General features: G+C 68.1%; 18 protein-coding genes. 16 read left to right on the forward strand and 2 right to left on the reverse strand.

Annotated elements, in window-relative coordinates; genetic code table 11:
- Nucleotides 1-172 precede the first annotated feature (172 nt).
- From rpsP to trmD, 4 genes are read left to right on the forward strand one after another with little or no spacing between them, the layout of a single operon-like run.
- Nucleotides 173-610: a 30S ribosomal protein S16 gene (gene rpsP, locus ACFVVI_RS00600; protein WP_378626367.1), complete on the forward strand. Its 438-nt coding sequence runs from the start codon at nucleotides 173-175 to the stop codon at nucleotides 608-610.
- Entirely contained in the window at nucleotides 610-852 is a 243-nt protein-coding gene (locus ACFVVI_RS00605; RefSeq protein WP_056811833.1) for an RNA-binding protein, read from the forward strand. Before rpsP ends, ACFVVI_RS00605 begins: the two co-directional genes overlap by 1 nt.
- Nucleotides 853-1377, forward strand: coding sequence for a ribosome maturation factor RimM (rimM, locus tag ACFVVI_RS00610; protein ID WP_387442150.1), 525 nt, complete (start codon nucleotides 853-855; stop codon nucleotides 1375-1377).
- 3 nt (nucleotides 1378-1380) lie between these two features.
- Nucleotides 1381-2058, forward strand: a complete 678-nt coding sequence (trmD, locus tag ACFVVI_RS00615) for a tRNA (guanosine(37)-N1)-methyltransferase TrmD (protein ID WP_378992180.1) — start codon at nucleotides 1381-1383, stop codon at nucleotides 2056-2058.
- Nucleotide 2059: 1 nt separating this feature from the next.
- Here the strand turns inward: trmD and ACFVVI_RS00620 are convergent, their stop codons facing one another.
- Both ACFVVI_RS00620 and ACFVVI_RS00625 read right to left on the reverse strand, forming a co-directional pair.
- Nucleotides 2060-2428 carry a VOC family protein gene (locus ACFVVI_RS00620; RefSeq protein ID WP_378992183.1) on the reverse strand — a complete coding sequence of 123 codons (369 nt, stop codon included), beginning with the start codon at nucleotides 2426-2428 and terminating at the stop codon, nucleotides 2060-2062.
- 402 nt (nucleotides 2429-2830) lie between these two features.
- Nucleotides 2831-3676: a LuxR C-terminal-related transcriptional regulator gene (locus tag ACFVVI_RS00625; RefSeq protein ID WP_387442154.1), complete on the reverse strand. Its 846-nt coding sequence runs from the start codon at nucleotides 3674-3676 to the stop codon at nucleotides 2831-2833.
- A gap of 96 nt (nucleotides 3677-3772) precedes the next feature.
- On the opposite strand from ACFVVI_RS00625, the gene ACFVVI_RS00630 reads away from it, so the two are divergent.
- The 12 genes from ACFVVI_RS00630 (at nucleotide 3773) to dprA (ending at nucleotide 17338) form a co-directional block, all read left to right on the forward strand.
- Nucleotides 3773-5386 carry an AMP-binding protein gene (locus ACFVVI_RS00630; protein ID WP_387442157.1) on the forward strand — a complete coding sequence of 538 codons (1614 nt, stop codon included), beginning with the start codon at nucleotides 3773-3775 and terminating at the stop codon, nucleotides 5384-5386.
- Nucleotides 5386-6999: an AMP-binding protein gene (locus tag ACFVVI_RS00635; protein WP_387442158.1), complete on the forward strand. Its 1614-nt coding sequence runs from the start codon at nucleotides 5386-5388 to the stop codon at nucleotides 6997-6999. The genes ACFVVI_RS00630 and ACFVVI_RS00635 overlap by 1 nt, the downstream gene beginning before the upstream one ends.
- A 110-nt stretch (nucleotides 7000-7109) precedes the next feature.
- Nucleotides 7110-8279 (forward strand): alpha/beta hydrolase family protein, encoded by a 1170-nt coding sequence (locus tag ACFVVI_RS00640; protein WP_387442160.1) that lies wholly within the window; start codon nucleotides 7110-7112, stop codon nucleotides 8277-8279.
- Nucleotides 8280-8326: 47 nt separating this feature from the next.
- Entirely contained in the window at nucleotides 8327-10708 is a 2382-nt protein-coding gene (locus tag ACFVVI_RS00645) for a Tex family protein (protein ID WP_378992192.1), read from the forward strand.
- A gap of 28 nt (nucleotides 10709-10736) precedes the next feature.
- Nucleotides 10737-11615 carry a hypothetical protein gene (locus ACFVVI_RS00650; RefSeq protein ID WP_378992193.1) on the forward strand — a complete coding sequence of 293 codons (879 nt, stop codon included), beginning with the start codon at nucleotides 10737-10739 and terminating at the stop codon, nucleotides 11613-11615.
- A 157-nt stretch (nucleotides 11616-11772) separates the two neighbouring features.
- Entirely contained in the window at nucleotides 11773-12114 is a 342-nt protein-coding gene (gene rplS / locus ACFVVI_RS00655; protein WP_071929278.1) for a 50S ribosomal protein L19, read from the forward strand.
- A gap of 86 nt (nucleotides 12115-12200) precedes the next feature.
- The gene (lepB, locus tag ACFVVI_RS00660; RefSeq protein ID WP_378992195.1) at nucleotides 12201-12965 is read left to right on the forward strand and encodes a signal peptidase I; all 765 of its coding nucleotides are present in this window, start codon (nucleotides 12201-12203) and stop codon (nucleotides 12963-12965) included.
- 182 nt (nucleotides 12966-13147) lie between these two features.
- On the forward strand, nucleotides 13148-13852 hold the full coding sequence (locus ACFVVI_RS00665) for a ribonuclease HII (protein WP_378992196.1): 705 nt from the start codon (nucleotides 13148-13150) through the stop codon (nucleotides 13850-13852).
- A gap of 46 nt (nucleotides 13853-13898) precedes the next feature.
- On the forward strand, nucleotides 13899-14204 hold the full coding sequence (locus ACFVVI_RS00670; protein ID WP_011210678.1) for a DUF2469 domain-containing protein: 306 nt from the start codon (nucleotides 13899-13901) through the stop codon (nucleotides 14202-14204).
- Between the two features lie 91 nt (nucleotides 14205-14295).
- Nucleotides 14296-14652, forward strand: coding sequence for a YraN family protein (locus ACFVVI_RS00675; protein ID WP_378992197.1), 357 nt, complete (start codon nucleotides 14296-14298; stop codon nucleotides 14650-14652).
- On the forward strand, nucleotides 14652-16160 hold the full coding sequence (locus ACFVVI_RS00680; protein ID WP_387442164.1) for a YifB family Mg chelatase-like AAA ATPase: 1509 nt from the start codon (nucleotides 14652-14654) through the stop codon (nucleotides 16158-16160). Before ACFVVI_RS00675 ends, ACFVVI_RS00680 begins: the two co-directional genes overlap by 1 nt.
- Complete coding sequence (gene dprA, locus ACFVVI_RS00685; RefSeq protein WP_387442166.1) at nucleotides 16157-17338, forward strand: DNA-processing protein DprA; 1182 nt, start codon at nucleotides 16157-16159, stop codon at nucleotides 17336-17338. The genes ACFVVI_RS00680 and dprA overlap by 4 nt, the downstream gene beginning before the upstream one ends.
- Nucleotides 17339-17469 lie beyond the last annotated feature (131 nt).

A 17469-nucleotide genomic window follows, 5' to 3' on the forward strand; every position in this document is an offset into this window, starting at 1 on the left:
GCGCGGCGGGTCGTCTGGCAGAATGAACCCTCGTCCTTCCTGGACAGTGTCAGCCCGTCTCCGGTTACGTACCGCGCGGCGGTCACGCACGCATGCGCGAAACCGGACCCGCAGACCATGCGGGTCGCCGAATCGCGTGGTGACCAAAACTACTGAAAGAAGACTGAACAGCATGGCTGTCAAGATCAAGCTCACTCGTCTCGGCAAGATCCGCAACCCGCAGTACCGCGTCGTCGTCGCCGACGCCCGTACCCGTCGTGACGGCCGCGCCATCGAGTCCATCGGCCTGTACCACCCGAAGGAAGAGCCTTCGCTGATCCAGATCGACGCCGAGCGCGTCGCGTACTGGCTGTCGGTCGGCGCGCAGCCCACCGAGTCGGTGCAGCGTCTGCTGGAGATCACCGGCGACTGGCAGAAGTTCAAGGGCCTGCCGGGCACCGAGGGCACCCTGAAGGTGAAGGCCGCGAAGACCTCCAAGCTGGACCTGTTCAACGCCGCGCTGGCCGCCGCCGACAACGCGCCCACCACCGAGGCCGTCACCCCGAAGAAGAAGGCCGCCAAGAAGGACGAGGCTGCCGCTGAGGAAGCCGCCACCGAGGCTGCCGAGTAATGACTGCTGTTGTTGCCGATGCCGTCGAACATCTGGTTCGCGGCATCGTCGCCAACCCTGACGACGTCCGTGTCGAGCTGCTCACCGGACGTCGTGGACGCACCGTCGAGGTACACGTCCATCCTGAAGACCTGGGCAAGGTGATCGGGCGCGGTGGTCGTACCGCGACCGCGCTGCGCACCCTGGTCGCCGGCATCGGCGGCCGTGGGATCCGGGTCGACGTGGTCGATACCGACGCCTAGATGGAACTCGTCGTAGGTCGGGTCGCCAAGTCGCACGGTGTGCGCGGCGAACTCGTCGTCGATGTTCGCACCGACGAACCGGACGTCCGGTTCGCGCCGGGCGTCACGCTGCGCGGCAGGATGCCGAAGTCCTCGGCGACCCGTGACTACACCGTGAAGTCGGCCCGAGAGCACTCGGGCCGGCTTCTGGTGTTCGTCGACGGGATCGACGATCGCACCGCCGCCGACGCCCTGCGTGGCACGTTGTTCGTCGTCGACAGCGATTCGCTGCCGCCGTCGGAGGACGACGACGCCTTCTACGACCACGAACTCGAAGGCCTCCGGGTCAAGTTCACCGACGGCACCCTCGTCGGCACGGTCACCGAGGTGCTGCATTCGGCCGCGGGCGAACTGCTGTCGGTGCGCGCCGCCGACGACGGTCGCGAGATTCTCATTCCCTTTGTCACCGCCATCGTGCCGACGGTTTCGCTCGCCGATGGACTGGTTGTCATCACGCCGCCCGAGGGCCTGCTCGATCCGGAGTAATTCGTGCAACTCGACGTCGTCACGATCTTCCCGGAGTACCTCGAGCCGCTGCGGACAGCGCTGCTCGGCAAGGCTGTCGACAAGGGCCTGATCTCGATCGGCGTGCACGATCTGCGCCACTGGACGCACGACGTGCACAAATCGGTCGACGATTCGCCCTACGGCGGCGGTCCCGGCATGGTCATGAAGCCCACCGTCTGGGGCGAGGCCCTGGACGAGGTGTGCCCGGACGACGCACTGCTCGTCGTCCCCACGCCGGCCGGTGTGCCGTTCACCCAGGCCACCGCGCAGCGCTGGGCCACCGAGAAGCACCTCGTGTTCGCCTGCGGGCGCTACGAGGGCATCGATCAGCGCGTGTTCGACGATGCCGCCCGCCGCGTCCGAGTCGAAGAGGTGAGCATCGGCGACTACGTTCTCATCGGCGGCGAGGCCGCGGTGCTCGTGATGACCGAGGCCGTGGTGCGTCTGATCCCCGGCGTGCTCGGCAATCAGCAGTCCCACCAGGAGGATTCGTTCTCCGACGGGCTCCTCGAAGGGCCCAGCTACACCCGGCCGGTGTCGTGGCGTGGCCTCGAGGTGCCCCCGATCCTGCTGTCGGGCGACCATGCCAAGGTCGCCGCGTGGCGGCACGAACAGTCACTGGAACGCACGGCGCAGCGCCGTCCCGACCTGCTGCCCTGACCTAACCCGGGATCACCCGGGTGGTGATACAGAACGGGTGCCCGGCGGGGTCGAGCAATACCCGCCAGCGCGGATCCGGTTGTACCGGTGCGGGTTTGGCACCGATCGCGAGGGCGTGCTGTTCGCAGAGATCGAGGTCGGCGTCGGCGGCGAGATCGAGGTGCACCGCGGCCGTGCCGGGCCACTGCGGCGGGTAGTAGTCCTCGACGCGTTGCGCGGCGACCGTCAGTCCCGACGGGATTCGGATCCCGACACTGTGCGCGTCGTTCCACAGGACACGGCCACCGAGCAGCCCGAGATAGAAGCGGGCGAGGGACTCGGGGTCGTCACAGTCCAGTGAGAGGCCGGCCAGTTGAAAAGGCTCCGTCATCGAAGCGACGCTACCGGGCGCGACGGGGACCGAGATTGTTTTCCCCTAAAGACATTTGGGTATCCATCCAGGTCGTTCTTTGTGCGATCGTCCATAGTGAGGGTTGCTGGTTCCATCCGGAACGGGTTCGGTCCCAGCGTCCGTCGGCGCGGTCGGGCCGGACGCGACGAGGCCGAACGGACGGTGCGCCGATGTTCCCAGTACAGGCACTGCGTCCCTTGATGATTGGACGCTGACCCGAGTGAGCGCTCGGTGACATTCGGTGTGGTGTCGCGCCCACGAGGTGAGACCTTGCCGGTTCGCTCGGTCGCGCCGGAGGCATTGCGGCGGATTCAGCGGCCGAATGGCGGTGATATATCCCACATCTGGCGCAGGGGTCGAAGCGGTCGTGGGTCGCGGCGGTCAGGGCAGCAGGCCGTGCCGCCGTGCCCGAGCCACCGCCTCGTGCCTGGTGCCGGCATCCAGCTTGCTCATCGCCTGCCGCAGGTAACTCTTGACGGTCTCGGTGCCGAGCGAGAGTCGAAGCGCCACTTCCTGATTCGTGCAACCGAGGGCGATCTGGGCGAGCACGTCGAGTTCGCGCCGCGACAACCGCGGCGCATCGCCGGCGGACTCGCCGGTCAACACCCCGGTCAGTCGTTCGCACACCCCGGAAAGCCGGTCGCGCAGGGCGAGATCGCCCGTGGCGGCCGCGAGGGCGCGAAGCTCGGCGTGGATCTCGCGCAACTCCTCGGTCGCCGCGGGGGTGGTCGTCGTCGGCGGTGTCGCGAGCTCGAGCAGCCGGACCCGCCGGTCCACCTCGTCACGGACGGCGATCTCCGCGGCCAGTCGCTTACCCGCCTGCAGGATCACCTCGGCGGTGCGGTCGCCGAGGGGGCCCGTGCCACGCGTGGCGGCGTACAGCACGGCGCGAGGTCGGTCGGCGACCAGCACCGGCACGGCCATCACCGACCGCAACCCTTCGCCGACGACCGCGGCGTCGTAGTGGTGGGTGATCGAGGACGAGCCTCGATAGTCGGCCACCGACGCGGGCCTGCGGTACTCCATGGCTTGCCCGCCGAGCCCGGAGGTGCGCAGCACCGACAGCCCGCGCAGACCGGTGGTGACGGTGCCGACGAACTCGGTGAGCAGCAGGGTGTCCTCGTCCACCGCGCCGCCGAACACCACCGGGACGCTCGCCCGTCCCGCCACCCAGCGGATCTCGGCGCGAAGCGCATCACCGTCGCGCGGGCGCAACAGGGAAGTCATGGATCACCCCTTTTCGGGGGTAGTGGGACACGTGAGCTATGCCACATTCTAGGGCAGACCCGGTGGCCGATACCCGGGTGATGAGGAGAAGCTGCGATGACTACCGATCTGGACGTGCGGGTGCGCGACCTGCTCGACCACTACGACCGACCAGAGGCCTGTGCGGCCGATCTGCTCTGCGATCGGCACCCGGCCGGGCAGATCGCGTTCACGGTGATCGAGTCCGATCTGCGCGCCCACGACCTGACCTACGGTGAGCTGCGGGAGCGCTCGGCCCGGTTCGCCGCCGCGCTGGCCGAACTCGGCGTCGAACCCGGCGATCGGGTGGCGACATTGATGGCGAAATCCGTCGAGCTCGTGGTGGCGCTGCTGGGTATCTGGCGCCGCGGCGCGGTGCACGTGCCGTTGTTCACCGCGTTCGCGCCCCCGGCCGTCGAATTCCGGCTGACCGCGAGCCGCGCGAAGGTCGTGGTCGCCGATGCCGACCAGGCGCCGAAACTCGCGGCGGCCGGCTATCGGACGATCGTTGCCGGTGACGCCGACAGCCCCGGCGCGCTGCGCTTCGACGATCTGCTCGACGGGTACCGGTCCGACGACCCGCGTGCGAAGCCGGTGGCGGTAGGTGGCGACGGCCTGCTGGTCCAGCTGTTCACCAGCGGCACCACCGGAACCCCCAAGGGCGTGCCGATCCCGGTGCGCGCGCTGGCGTCGTTCCACGCCTACCAGGAGTTCGCCCTGGATGTGCGCCCCGAGGACGTCTTCTGGAACGCGGCCGATCCAGGCTGGGCGTACGGCCTCTACTACGCGATCCTGGGGCCGCTGGCCACCGGCGTGCGCAGCCTGCTGCTGCACGCGGGGTTCTCGGCGTCACTCACCTGGGACGTGTTGCAGCGCTTCGGCGTCACCAACTTCGCCGCCGCGCCGACCGTCTATCGGGCGTTGCGCGCCGACAGCGCTCCGGCTCCGGAGGGCTTCGCCCTGCGCCGGGCGTCGTCGGCGGGCGAGCCGTTGACCCCGGACGTGGTGGCCTGGTCGCAGCGGACACTCGGGGTTGCGGTGCGTGACCACTACGGTCAGACCGAGCACGGCATGGTGATCTGCCATGCGTGGTACCCCGCCCTCGATGTGGCAGTCCCGCCCGGTTCGATGGGCAGGCAGCTCCCCGGGTGGTCCTGTGCGGTCCTCGCCGAGGACGTCGACACCGAGGCGGCACCCGGTGAGATCGGCCGGGTCGCCATCGACACCCACCACAGCCCGCTGCTCTGGTTCCTCGGCTACCTCGACGATCCGGAGCGCACCGCGAGCCGATTCACCGCCGACGGACGCTGGTATCTGACCGGTGACGTCGCCTCCCGCGATTCCGACGGCTGCTTCCGCTTCAGCTCCCGCGACGACGACGTGATCATCATGGCGGGCTACCGGATCGGCCCGTTCGAGGTCGAGAGTGTGCTGGTTCTGCACGAGCAGGTCGCCGAGGCCGCCGTAGTCGGGATGCCCGACGAACTGCGCGGCGAGGTGCTGGAGGCCTTCGTCGTGACCCGCCCCGGCATCGAGGGCAGCGCTGGGTTGGCAGCCGAACTGCAGCAGCTGGTCAAGGACGAGTTCGCCGCCCACGCTTATCCGAGAAGGGTCCATTTCGTGGACAGCCTGCCCAAGACGCCGAGTGGCAAAGTGCAGCGATTCCTGCTGCGCGGCAAGGAGATCCGGTGATGTCCGAACTCAGCTACAGCTGCGGTCCCGCCGAGGTCGCGCTGCTCGGCGACACCATCGGCGCGAATCTGGACCGCGCCGTCGCGGCCCACCCCGCGCGTGACGCGCTCGTCGACTGCCCGGCAGGGCGTCGCTGGACCTACCGCGAGGTGGGTGCGGCGGTCGACGCCGTCGCGACCGGTCTCGCCGCACACGGCATCGAACCCGGTGACCGGGTCGGCATCTGGGCACCCAACTGCGCGGAATGGTTCCTCGTGCAATACGCCACCGCGAAGATCGGTGCCATCCTGGTCAACATCAACCCCGCCTACCGCACCAGCGAACTCGAATACGTTCTCGTCCAGGCCGGGGTACGCACGCTGATCGCCGCACCGGAGTTCAAGAGCTCGGACTACGTCGCGATGATCGAGCAGGTCCGGCCGAACTGTCCCGCCCTGGAACAGGTGCTGATTCTCGGCACCGAGCCGTGGCGGCAGGTGGCCGAAACCGTGCCGGACAGGCAGCGGCTCGGTGCGATCGCCGAGACGCTGTCGGCCGACGACCCGATCAACATCCAATACACCTCGGGAACAACGGGTTTCCCGAAGGGCGCGACGCTGAGCCACCACAACATCCTCAACAACGGGTTCTTCGTCGGCGAACTGTGCGGATACACCGAGGCCGATCGGGTCTGCATCCCGGTTCCGTACTACCACTGCTTCGGCATGGTGATGGGCAATCTCGCGGTCACCTCCCACGGTGCGACCGCGGTGATTCCGTCGCCGTCGTTCGATCCGGCCGCGGCGTTGGCCGCTGTCGCCGCGGAACGCTGCACCTCGCTCTACGGTGTGCCGACGATGTTCATCGCGATGCTGGCCGAACTCGATTCCGGCGCCGACTACGACCTGTCGAGCCTGCGCACCGGCATCATGGCGGGCTCACCGTGCCCGGTCGAGGTGATGAAACGGGTGATCGATCGGCTGGGGATGAGCGAGGTGTCCATCTGCTACGGCATGACCGAGACCTCACCGGTGTCCACGCAGACCCGTCGCGACGACAGCATCGACCGGCGCACCGCCACCGTCGGCCGGGTCGGCCCGCACCTCGAGGTGAAGGTGGTCGACCCGGAGACCGGGCGCACCGTGGCGCGTGGCGAACCGGGCGAACTGTGCACCCGCGGTTACTCGGTGATGCTCGGGTACTGGGAACAGCCCGACAAGACCGCCGAGGCGATCGACGCTGCCCGCTGGATGCACACCGGCGACATCGGCGTCATGGACGCCGACGGCTACCTCGCGGTCACCGGCCGGATCAAGGACATGGTGATCCGCGGCGGCGAGAACATCTACCCCCGCGAGATCGAGGAGTTCCTCTACACCCACCCCGATGTCGTCGACGCCCAGGTCATCGGTGTCCCTGACGCCAAATACGGTGAGGAGCTCATGGTCTGGCTCCGTCTCCGTGAGGGCGCGAAACCCCTCGACGCCGACACCGTCCGCACCTTCTGCGCCGGACGCCTGGCTCACTACAAGATCCCGCGCTATGTGCACGTGGTCGACGAGTTCCCGATGACGGTCACCGGCAAGGTCCGCAAGGCCGAGATGCGCGAACTTGCCAGGGACATCCTCGGCTGAGCGGCTGGAACGCACCCTGGCTCGATCCGTCGCGGGCACCAGTGCTTGTTGCTAGCGTGTTCGCGACGGTCGGGCGTTCGGGATGGTACTGAACAATGATGGGGGAGACGGTGTTCCGTCGTGCAGTGGTGGTGTCGATGTCGGTCTGCGCGGTGGTCGCGTCGAGTGCGGGTGGTGCCGGCGCCGGGCCGGGCGGGGTCGGCGTTCTCCCGAGTCCCAGTGCAACTCTGCCGGTCGGCGCCACGACGCTGCACCTGGTCGACGACGCACGGCCGGATCCGTTCCAGCCCGACCGGTCGAGGGAACTGATGGTCTCGGTGTTCTACCCGGCGACCGAGGTGAATCGCTACCCGCGTGCGCATTACGCGTCGACCGAACTGATCCCCGGACTGGAGGACGAACTCGGCATCGAGCTGCCCGGCGCCCTGACTCACGCCCACCGGGAGGCGCCCGCGCAGGCGGCGGGCGCCTATCCGGTCGTGCTGTACACCCCCGGCGCCGGTGTCTCGCGGATTCTGGGCACCGGGCTCGCCGAGGACCTGGCCTCGCGCGGCTACGTGGTGGTGACCGTCGATCACACCTATGAAACCGGTCCGGCCGTCGAGTTCCCCGGCGGCCGGCTCGTGCGGCCCGCCCCGGCGCCCAACGGCTTCGACACCGCGATCCGCGAGAAGTACATCGCCGCACGGCTGCTCGATCTCCGGTTCGTGCTCGACTCCCTCGCCGGGCTGGCCGCGGGGACCAACCCCGATGCCGAATCCGACCCCCTACCCGCCGATCTGGGCCGGGTGCTCGACCTGAACCGGGTCGGCGCCGTCGGACATTCATCGGGCGGGTACACCGCCGTCGAGGCCATGCACGAGGACCGCCGCATCGACGCGGCCGTCGACATAGACGGACAGATCGGGGTGGACGAGGCGTTCGGCCGCGCGGTGACCGAGGGCGTCGATCGGCCCACCCTGGTCCTGACCAGCGAGCAGATCGAGGAAGTCGGTGATGCGAATCCGTCCCTCGACGCGTTCTGGCAGGGGGCCACCGGCTGGAAACGTCATCTGGCCATAGCGGATTCGGCGCACTACGACTTCACCGACATGCCGTCGCTGGTGCCCCCCGTCGCCCGGCCCGCCGCGTCGACCTACCTCGGCGCCATCGATCCGGATCGCATGGCGTCGCTCGTGCGGGGCTACGTCGCGGCGATGTTCGACAAATTCCTGCGCGAACGCACCGACACCGTGCTGGATCGCCCGATCACCGAACCCGAGGTGCGGACAATCCGCTGACCTGGGTGCCAGCGCGGTGTCGGTCATGAGCTGTAGTCTCTGCGGCTGTGACGACAGCGCCCGAGATCGCCGACAGCACGACCACCATCGCCAGCGTAGGCAGGCGGATCGCCGATGAACTGGGGGTGCGCGAGACCCAGGTCCGCGCCGCCGTCGAACTGCTCGACGGTGGTTCGACGGTTCCGTTCATCGCGCGCTACCGCAAAGAGGTCACCGACGGCCTCGACGATGCCCAGTTGCGCCAGCTCGAGGAACGGCTCGGGTATCTGCGTGAGCTCGACGAGCGCCGCGGCGCGATCATCGAATCCATTCGCGGCCAGGGCAAACTCGATCCCACTCTGCACTCGCAGCTCATGCTCGCCGAGACCAAGGCGCGCCTGGAAGACATCTACCTGCCGTACAAGCCCAAGCGCCGCACCAAGGCGCAGATCGCGCGCGAAGCCGGACACGAGCCGGTGGCCGACGCGCTGATCGGCGACCCGGGCACCGATCCGGCCGCCTACACCGCCGAACAGCTCGACGGCGCCCGCTCGATCCTGGTCGAACGCTTCGCCGAAGACGCCGACCTGGTCGGTGAGCTGCGTGAGCTGATGTGGAAACGCGGCCAGATCACCTCCACGGTGCGCGCGGGCAAGGAGGAGGCGGGAGCCAAGTTCTCCGACTACTTCGAGTTCAGCGAGCCCTTCCACAAGCTGCCCTCGCACCGGATCCTGGCGCTGCTGCGCGGGGAGAAGGAGGAGATGCTCACACTGCATCTCGAAGCCGACACCGACGAACCGGCACCCGGCGAGCGCACCCTCTACGAGGGCCGCATCGCGGTCGCCTTCGGCATCGCCGACAAGGGCCGTCCGGCCGATTCCTGGCTGCTCGACACCGTCCGCTGGGCCTGGCGCACCAAGCTCGCCGTGAGCCTGGGTATCGACACCAGGATGCGGTTGCGCCAGGCGGCCGAGAAGGACGCGGTCGACGTGTTCGCCGCGAACCTGCGCGACCTGTTGCTCGCCGCACCCGCGGGCACCCGCACCACCATGGGCCTCGACCCCGGTTACCGCACCGGCGTGAAGGTCGCCGTCGTCGACGCCACGGGTAAGGCCGTCGCGACCGAGGTGATCTACCCGCACAAACCGCAGGGGCAGACCGAGAAGTCCCTCGCGGTGCTGGCCGCGCTCGTCGCCCGCTTCGGTGTGGAGCTCATCGCCATCGGCAACGGCACCGCCTCGCGCGAGACCGATGCCCTCGCGGTGGAACTGATCTCGCGGATTCCGGAGAACAAGCCGACCAAGATCGTGGTGTCGGAGGCGGGCGCCTCCGTGTATTCCGCATCGGCCTACGCCTCGGCCGAATTGCCCGACATGGACGTGTCGCTGCGCGGCGCGGTCTCCATCGCCCGGCGTCTGCAGGACCCGCTCGCCGAACTGGTGAAGATCGATCCGAAGTCGATCGGCGTCGGCCAGTACCAGCACGACGTATCCGAGACGCTGCTCGCGCGCTCGCTGGGCGCGGTCGTCGAAGACGCGGTGAACGCCGTCGGTGTCGACGTGAACACGGCTTCGGTGCCGCTGCTCTCGCGCGTGTCGGGTGTTTCCTCGTCGGTGGCGGAAAGCATTGTGGCCCACCGTGATCAGAACGGGCCTTTCAACAGCCGCAAGGCCCTGCTCGAGGTTCCGCGCCTGGGGCCGAAGGCTTTCGAGCAGTGCGCGGGCTTCCTGCGTATCCGCGGCGGTGCCGATCCGCTGGACACCTCCGCCGTGCACCCCGAGGCCTATCCGGTGGTGCGCCGCATTCTCGAGCACACCGGCCGGGAGATGGCCGAGGTCATCGGCAACACCAGCACTCTGCGCGCGTTGAAGCCCGGCGACTTCACCGACGAGAAGTTCGGTGTGCCCACCGTCAGCGACATTATCGCCGAGCTGGAGAAGCCGGGCCTGGACCCGCGTCCGGAATTCAAGACCGCCGAGTTCGCCGCGGGCATCGAGAAGGTCGCCGACCTGAAGCCCGGGATGGTGCTCGAGGGCGTCGTGACGAATGTGGCCGCGTTCGGCGCGTTCGTCGATGTCGGCGTCCATCAGGACGGTCTCGTGCACGTGTCGGCGCTGTCGCACACCTTCGTCAAGGATCCGCGCGAAGTGGTGAAGTCCGGTGACGTGGTGAAGGTGAAGGTTCTCGAGGTCGACGTCGCCCGTCAGCGGATCGGGCTCACCCTGCGGCTCGATGACGAGCCGGGCAAGCCCGCGCAGGGGGACAATCGTGGAGGTGGCGCGCCGCGCGGTCAGGGTCGTGGACAGCAAGGCGGTCGTGGTCCGGCGCCTGCCCGCAACCAGGGACAGGGGCGTCAGGGCAATGGCGGCGGTAACCAGCGCAAGCAGGCTGCGGCACCGAGCGGTTCGATGGCAGACGCCCTGCGCGCGGCTGGTTTCGGCAACAAGTAGGTAGCAACTCGACGACAGGGCGGGCGGCATGCGACGGTGGCTCGAGGAAGCGGTGATCGCGCACGGCCGCCTGCCCCTGCTCTGTTTCCTGCTGGGGTTCATTCTCGGTTTCGTGGTGATCCGGGTGAGTGTGCGGATGATCCGGGCCAATGTGCGCTGGTGGCCGGGCAATGTGAAAGCGGGCGACACCCACATCCACCACATGGTGTTCGGCGTGATCACCGTGCTGCTGTCGGGCATCGGGCTGATCGCCACCGCCGAGGACTCCACCCAGGTCACCTCGAGCGTGCTGGCCGCGATCTTCGGGATCGGCGCCGCGCTGGTACTCGACGAGTTCGCGCTGATCTTCTATCTGCGTGATGTCTACTGGTCCGAGCAGGGCCGAACCTCGGTGGACGCCGTCTTCGTCGCCTTCGCCGTGACCGGTCTGCTCCTGCTCGGCGTCCAACCGGCGACGTTTCTGGACTACGACGACTTCCGGGCATCGCGCGGTGTCGGGGTGCGGGTCGGGGTGGTGATCACGATCACGGTGAATCTGGTGCTCGCCGCGATCGTGATCGCCAAGGGCAAGATCTGGACCGGGCTGTTCGGCATGTTCTTCACGCCGCTGCTGCTGGTCGGCGCGGTGCGCTTGAGCAGGCCGGGCGCCCCGTGGGCACGTTGGCGCTACGGTCACCGGCCCAAGACCATGAACCGCGCGGTCGCGCGGGAGCGGCGCTACCGTCGCCCGGTCATCCGCGCGAAGATCTTCATCCAGGACCTGATCGCGGGCAAGCCCGATGTCGAGCACGCGCGTACGGCAGCCGAGGCGGAATTGGCGCGTACCGTCGTCCCGGCGCCCTCGGCACCGCCGCCGCATCCGCACCTGCTGCCGCGCCGCCGAACCGACCAGACCGACGAGCAGTGAGGCCCGATTTCGAGCAGGGCTACCCGGTCTGGCACAATGAACCGGTTGCCTTGGACGAGTCATGTCCGAGAGCACTCCTGTTCTGAGCATGAACCGGTCGAGCGCGCGAGTGCCGCCAGGTTCCTCTGTTCACGCAAAGAATCCGAAAAGGTGGAAAATGAACACCCTTGATTTCGTCGACGAGAAGTCGCTGCGTAGCGACGTCCCCGACTTCCGTCCGGGCGACACCCTGAACGTGCACGTGAAGGTCATCGAAGGCTCGAAGGAGCGCATCCAGGTCTTCAAGGGCGTCGTGATCCGGCGTCACGGCGGCGGCATCGGCGAGACCTTCACGGTCCGCAAGGTGTCCTTCGGCGTCGGTGTCGAGCGCACCTTCCCCGTGCACAGCCCCAACATCGACCACATCGATGTCGTGACCCGCGGTGACGTGCGTCGCGCCAAGCTGTACTACCTGCGCGACCTGCGCGGCAAGGCTGCCAAGATCAAGGAAAAGCGCTGATCTCGCAGTAGCACTTCGCAGTACCAGAATTCTTCAGGTAGCCCGGTACCCGACTCACGTCAGGGTGCCGGGCTACTCTGTTCGGCGTGGCAGACGAAAGTGAGTCGGTGTCGGTGTCCGATTCGGGTGACGAAGGCGGGCGGCGCAGAAAAAAGCGCGGCGACAAGAAGCAGCGCCCGTTCTGGCAGGAGCTGCCGATACTCGTCGTGATCGCAGCGGTGATCGCCGCGTTGATGGTGACTTTCGTCGGTCGGCCGTATGTGATCCCCTCGCAGTCGATGGAGAACACGCTGCTGATCGGTGATCGCATCTACGTCCAGAAGATCAGCTATTACGGCTCCGAACCCGGACCGGGCGACGTGGTGGTGTTCGTCGGACCGCCGTCGTGGAACGGGCACTACAAGTCGGTGCGTTCGGACAACACTGTCGTGCGCGGTCTGCAGAACTTCCTGTCCTACTTCGGGCTGGTCCCGCCGGACGAGAACGATCTGGTCAAGCGCGTGATCGCGGTCGGCGGGCAAACCGTGCAGTGTTGTGATCCGCAGGGGCGCGTGATGGTCGACGGCAAACCGCTCGACGAGCCGTACATCAAGAAGGACTACCCCTGGTACACCGACCGTCCCAACGCCGTGTACCCGGCGGGCCGGGTGTTCGGCCCGGTGAAGGTGCCGGAGGGCAATCTGTGGGTGATGGGCGACAACCGCAACGAGTCGGCTGATTCGCGCGCCCACGTCAGCGACGATCTACAGGGCACCGTGCCGGTGGACAACGTCCGCGGCAAAACGGTGTTCAAGATCTGGCCGCCGAACCGGATGGGCCCAGTGAAGACCCAGAACCCGCAAGAGAACTAACGCGATGAGGACGAGTGTTCTGTGCCCAGTGAAGACCCAGAACCCGCAAGAGAACTAGCGCGACGAGGACGAGTGTTCTGGGCCAGAACGCGCAAGAGAACTGACACGTTGAGCAGGGGTGTTCCGGGGCGAACGCGCACCCGGAACACCCAGTCGAACTGACGCGACGGGACAATCGAACTGTGGGGCAGGATCGGACCAGCTGGCCGCCGCGGATGGTGATGCGCCGGGCGGCGGGACTACGCACGCTCGAGGCCGCGCTCGTGCGCGGTGGGCTCGCGCCGGTGGCCGGTGTCGACGAGGCGGGGCGCGGACCCTGCGCGGGTCCGCTGGTGGTCGCCGCGTGCCTGCTCGCGCCCAAGGCCTACGACAAGCTCGCCGGGCTCGACGACTCCAAGAAACTCACGGAGGCGGCCCGTGAGGAGCTGTTCCCGGTGGTTCAGCGGTTGTCGCTGGCCTGGAGCGTCGTGGTGGTACCTGCGTGGGAGATCGACTCGATCGGGATCCACGTCGCCAATATCGAGGGCATGCGCCGAGCCGTCGTCGGCCTCGAACGCACCCCCGGCTACATCCTGACCGACGGATTCAAGGTGCCCGGTCTGCCCGCACCGTCGCTGCCGGTGATCGGCGGCGACGGCACCGCGGCCTGCATCGCGGCCGCGAGCATCCTGGCGAAGGTGACCAGGGACCGGATGATGGTCGAGCTCGACGCCCAGCTACCCGGCTACGGTTTCGCCGCGCACAAGGGCTACAACACGCCCGAGCACACCGCCGCCCTGCGGCAGCTCGGACCGAGCACAGAACACCGCCGTTCCTGGCGGAATGTGCGCGAGCTCGAGGCGCCCGGAGGTAGCCGAGTGGCTACTCGCGCGGCACATGCGCGATGATGTCACCAATGAACGCGGCGCTGCTAGCAGGAGGACGTCCCACCCGATGAGTGCTGAGGACCTCGAGAAGTACGAAACCGAGATGGAACTGTCGTTGTACCGCGAGTACAAGGACATCGTCGGCCAGTTCTCGTACGTGGTGGAGACCGAACGGCGCTTCTACCTGGCCAATTCGGTCGAGCTGCGTCCGCAGAACGCCGACGGCGAGGTGTATTTCGAAGTGCGGATGAGCGATGCGTGGGTGTGGGATATGTACCGCCCGGCACGCTTCGTCAAGCACGTTCGGGTGATCACGTTCAAGGACGTGAACATCGAGGAGTTGGAGAAGCCGGACCTGCGCCTGCCGGAGTAGTTGTCCACAGGGGCGCGGTTATCCACAGGATTTCTGTTTGCCCAGGTCGCGGGGGACAGCCACGTGAGCGTCTGTGGCCATGCTTTCGCTCATGGCACACAAACAGGCGCTCGGCGCGTACGGGGAGAAGCTGGCCGCGCAGTATCTGTGCGAGTCGGGGATGGAGATCGTCGCCCGCAATTGGCGGTGTCGATACGGTGAGCTGGACCTGATCGTCCAGGACCCGTCGATCACCGCGTTCGTCGAGGTGAAGACGCGGTCCGGGCTGGGGTTCGGAACTCCGGCCGAGTCGGTCACCTTCAGCAAGCAGCAGCGCATCCGCCGGCTGGCGCTGCTGTGGCTGGCCGAACAGGACGGGCCGTGGCGGCGCATCCGCTTCGACGTCGTGTCGGTGCTGATGCCGCGGGGGCGCGGGCCGGTCATCGAACATCTGACCGGCGCGTTCTGATGGCGCTCGGACGGGCGCTGTCGGTCGCGGTGACGGGGGTCGACGGGCAGCTGGTGGAGATCGAGGCCGACATCGGTCAGGGTCTGCCCTCGGTGAATCTGGTCGGTCTGCCCGATACCGCCCTGCAGGAATCGCGCAATCGGGTGCGTTCGGCAGTGGCCAACACGGGGGAGAAGTGGCCGGACGGCCGGGTGATCCTGGCCCTCTCGCCTGCGACGCTGCCGAAAGTGGGCAGTGTCTACGACCTCGCGCTGGCGGTTTCCGTGCTCGACGCCTCCGGGGTGGTGCCCGGCGAGCGGCTGGTGAAAACGGTGCTGCTGGGGGAATTGGCGCTCGACGGGCGGGTTCGGCGGGTGCGCGGGGTGCTGCCCGCGGTGATCGCGGCCCGGCGGGCGGGGCTGCCCACGGTGGTCGTGCCCGCCGAGGCGGTGGCCGAAGCGGGGCTGGTCGAGGGGATCGAGGTGCTCGGGGCGACGAGTCTGCGGGCAGTGGTGGCCTGGCTGCGCGGGGAGGGTCAGCTGCTCGAACCCGACGGCGTCGTGCCGGGGACACAGGTCCCGTGCGGTGACCTCAGCGATGTCGTCGGACAGGACGAGGCGCGCTGGGCGCTGGAGGTCGCTGCGGCAGGCGGACACCATCTGCTGCTCACCGGGCCGCCCGGGATCGGCAAAACGATGTTGGCACAACGTCTTCCGGGACTGCTGCCACCGCTGTCGGAAGCGGAATCGCTGGAGGTGACCGCGATCCATTCGATGGCGGGATCGCTGTCGGCCGAGCAGCCGTTGCTCACGTTGGCTCCCTTTGTCGCGCCGCATCATTCGACGTCGGTCACCGCCATGATCGGCGGTGGTTCCGGCATGGCCCGTCCCGGCGCGGTCAGCCGGGCCCATCGCGGGGTCCTGTTCCTCGACGAATGCGCCGAGATCGGCACCAAAGTCCTGGAGGCACTGCGGACTCCGCTCGAAGAGGGGGAAGTGCGTATCGCCCGGCGCGACGGCGTTGCCCGGTACCCGGCCCGCTTCCAGCTGGTCTTGGCGGCCAATCCCTGTCCGTGCGCTCCAGCACGCGATGTGGACTGCATCTGCGCGCCACTGGCACGACGCCGCTACCTGGGCAAACTATCGGGGCCGTTGCTCGACCGCATCGATATCTGGGTCCAGATGCACGGGCAGGCCGGTGCGACGTTCGGCGACGAACAGGCCGAGAGCAGCAGCACGGTGGCCGAACGCGTGGCCCGGGCGCGAGCCCGCGCGGCGCAGCGGTGGAGCGAGGACGGGTGGGCGACCAATGCCGAAGTGCCGGGCCACATTCTGCGGAAGCGATTCACGTTGCCGCGGGAATCGATCGCGCCGATCGAGACGGCCTTACGGCTGGGGCGCATGTCGGCCCGTGGCGCCGACCGGGCCATCCGGGTCGCCTGGACGGTCTGCGACCTGCGCGAAGGGGAGCTGCCCACGGTGCGGGATGTGATGTCGTCGTTGAACTTCCGGCAGCGAGGTGCGCAATGAGCGAATCGCGTGCGGTCGGCGACATGGTGGATCTCGACGGTGATCCGGACGAGCGCCGACTCGCCTGGGTGTACCTGTCGCGGGTGGTACAGGGGCCGTGTGCGCCACTGTCGGCCTTGATCGCCTCGGTCGGGGTGTGCGAGGCCGCGCGTGCTGTCCGTGAGCACGAGTTGCCCGCGGCACTGCGTGGTCCCACCGCGACGCGGCGTGAGATCGACTCGGCAGCAGCGGATCTGGAGGCGATTGCTCGTCTGGGCGGGCGGGTGATCACTCCCGACGACGAGGAATGGCCGGGCTGGCGGATGCTCGGACTCGACCAACTCGACAGCGAGCGCGATCGCGAGGCGGCGGTGCCGCTGGTGCTGTGGGCGCGGGGTCCCCTCTCGCTCCACACCGCCTCCGAACGTGCTGTCGCGGTGGTCGGTTCGCGGTGTAGCAGTGGATACGGGTTGCAGGTGGCGAGCGAGATCGCGTGCGACCTGGCAGGCCGGGGCTGGACGATCGTCTCCGGAGCGGCCTTCGGCATCGACGCGGCGGCGCACCGGGCGGCCCTCGCCGTCGGTGGAACCACCGTCGCCGTCCTCGCCTGCGGTGTCGACCGTCCCTATCCGGCGCAGCACGACCGCCTGCTCGCCGCCATCGCCGACAGTGGTCTGGTCGTCAGCGAATATCCGCCAGGCATCTCGGCGCAGAAACATCAGTTCCTGGCGAGGAACCGGTTGATCGCGACGCTCGGGGACGGGGTTCTGGTGGTCGAGGCAGGGCTGCGCAGCGGCGCTCGCAACACCGTGAAATGGGCCCGCAGACTGGGCAGGCCGGCCATGGCTGTGCCGGGGCCGGTCGGGTCGGCCTCCTCGGCAGGCTGTCATCGCATGATCAGAGAAGGCGAGGCGCTTCTGGTAACCCGAGCCGAAGACATCATCGACGAAGCGGGTCCCCTCCGCCTCCCTGTCAGCGAAGGCGGCTCGACGGACCGCGCCGGCCACCTGCGCGGTGCTGAAGCTGATATCTACGCGGCTCTACCCACCATCGGCTCGCGTCTACCTCGCGAACTGTCTCAGCAGTCCGGCTTGGACCTGGCCACGGTTCGAGCGGTCCTGCCGAGCCTGGAGCTCGCCGAACTGGTCGGCTGCGATTCCGGTGGTTGGTTTCGGACATCCAGTCGACGGGCCAGCTGACACGGTGGGCGTCCAGCGGGGGTGAGGTGTGGACATCGACGTTTCAGGCTAGCGCAGGTCGCGTGACGTGTGGACATCGACGTTTCGGCGAGTACAGGTCTGTCCCGGCTGCGCGGCAATGGTCGAGTGGG

Source organism: Nocardia sp. NPDC058114 (genome assembly GCF_042884695.1).
Classification (GTDB): Bacteria; Actinomycetota; Actinomycetes; order Mycobacteriales; family Mycobacteriaceae; genus Nocardia.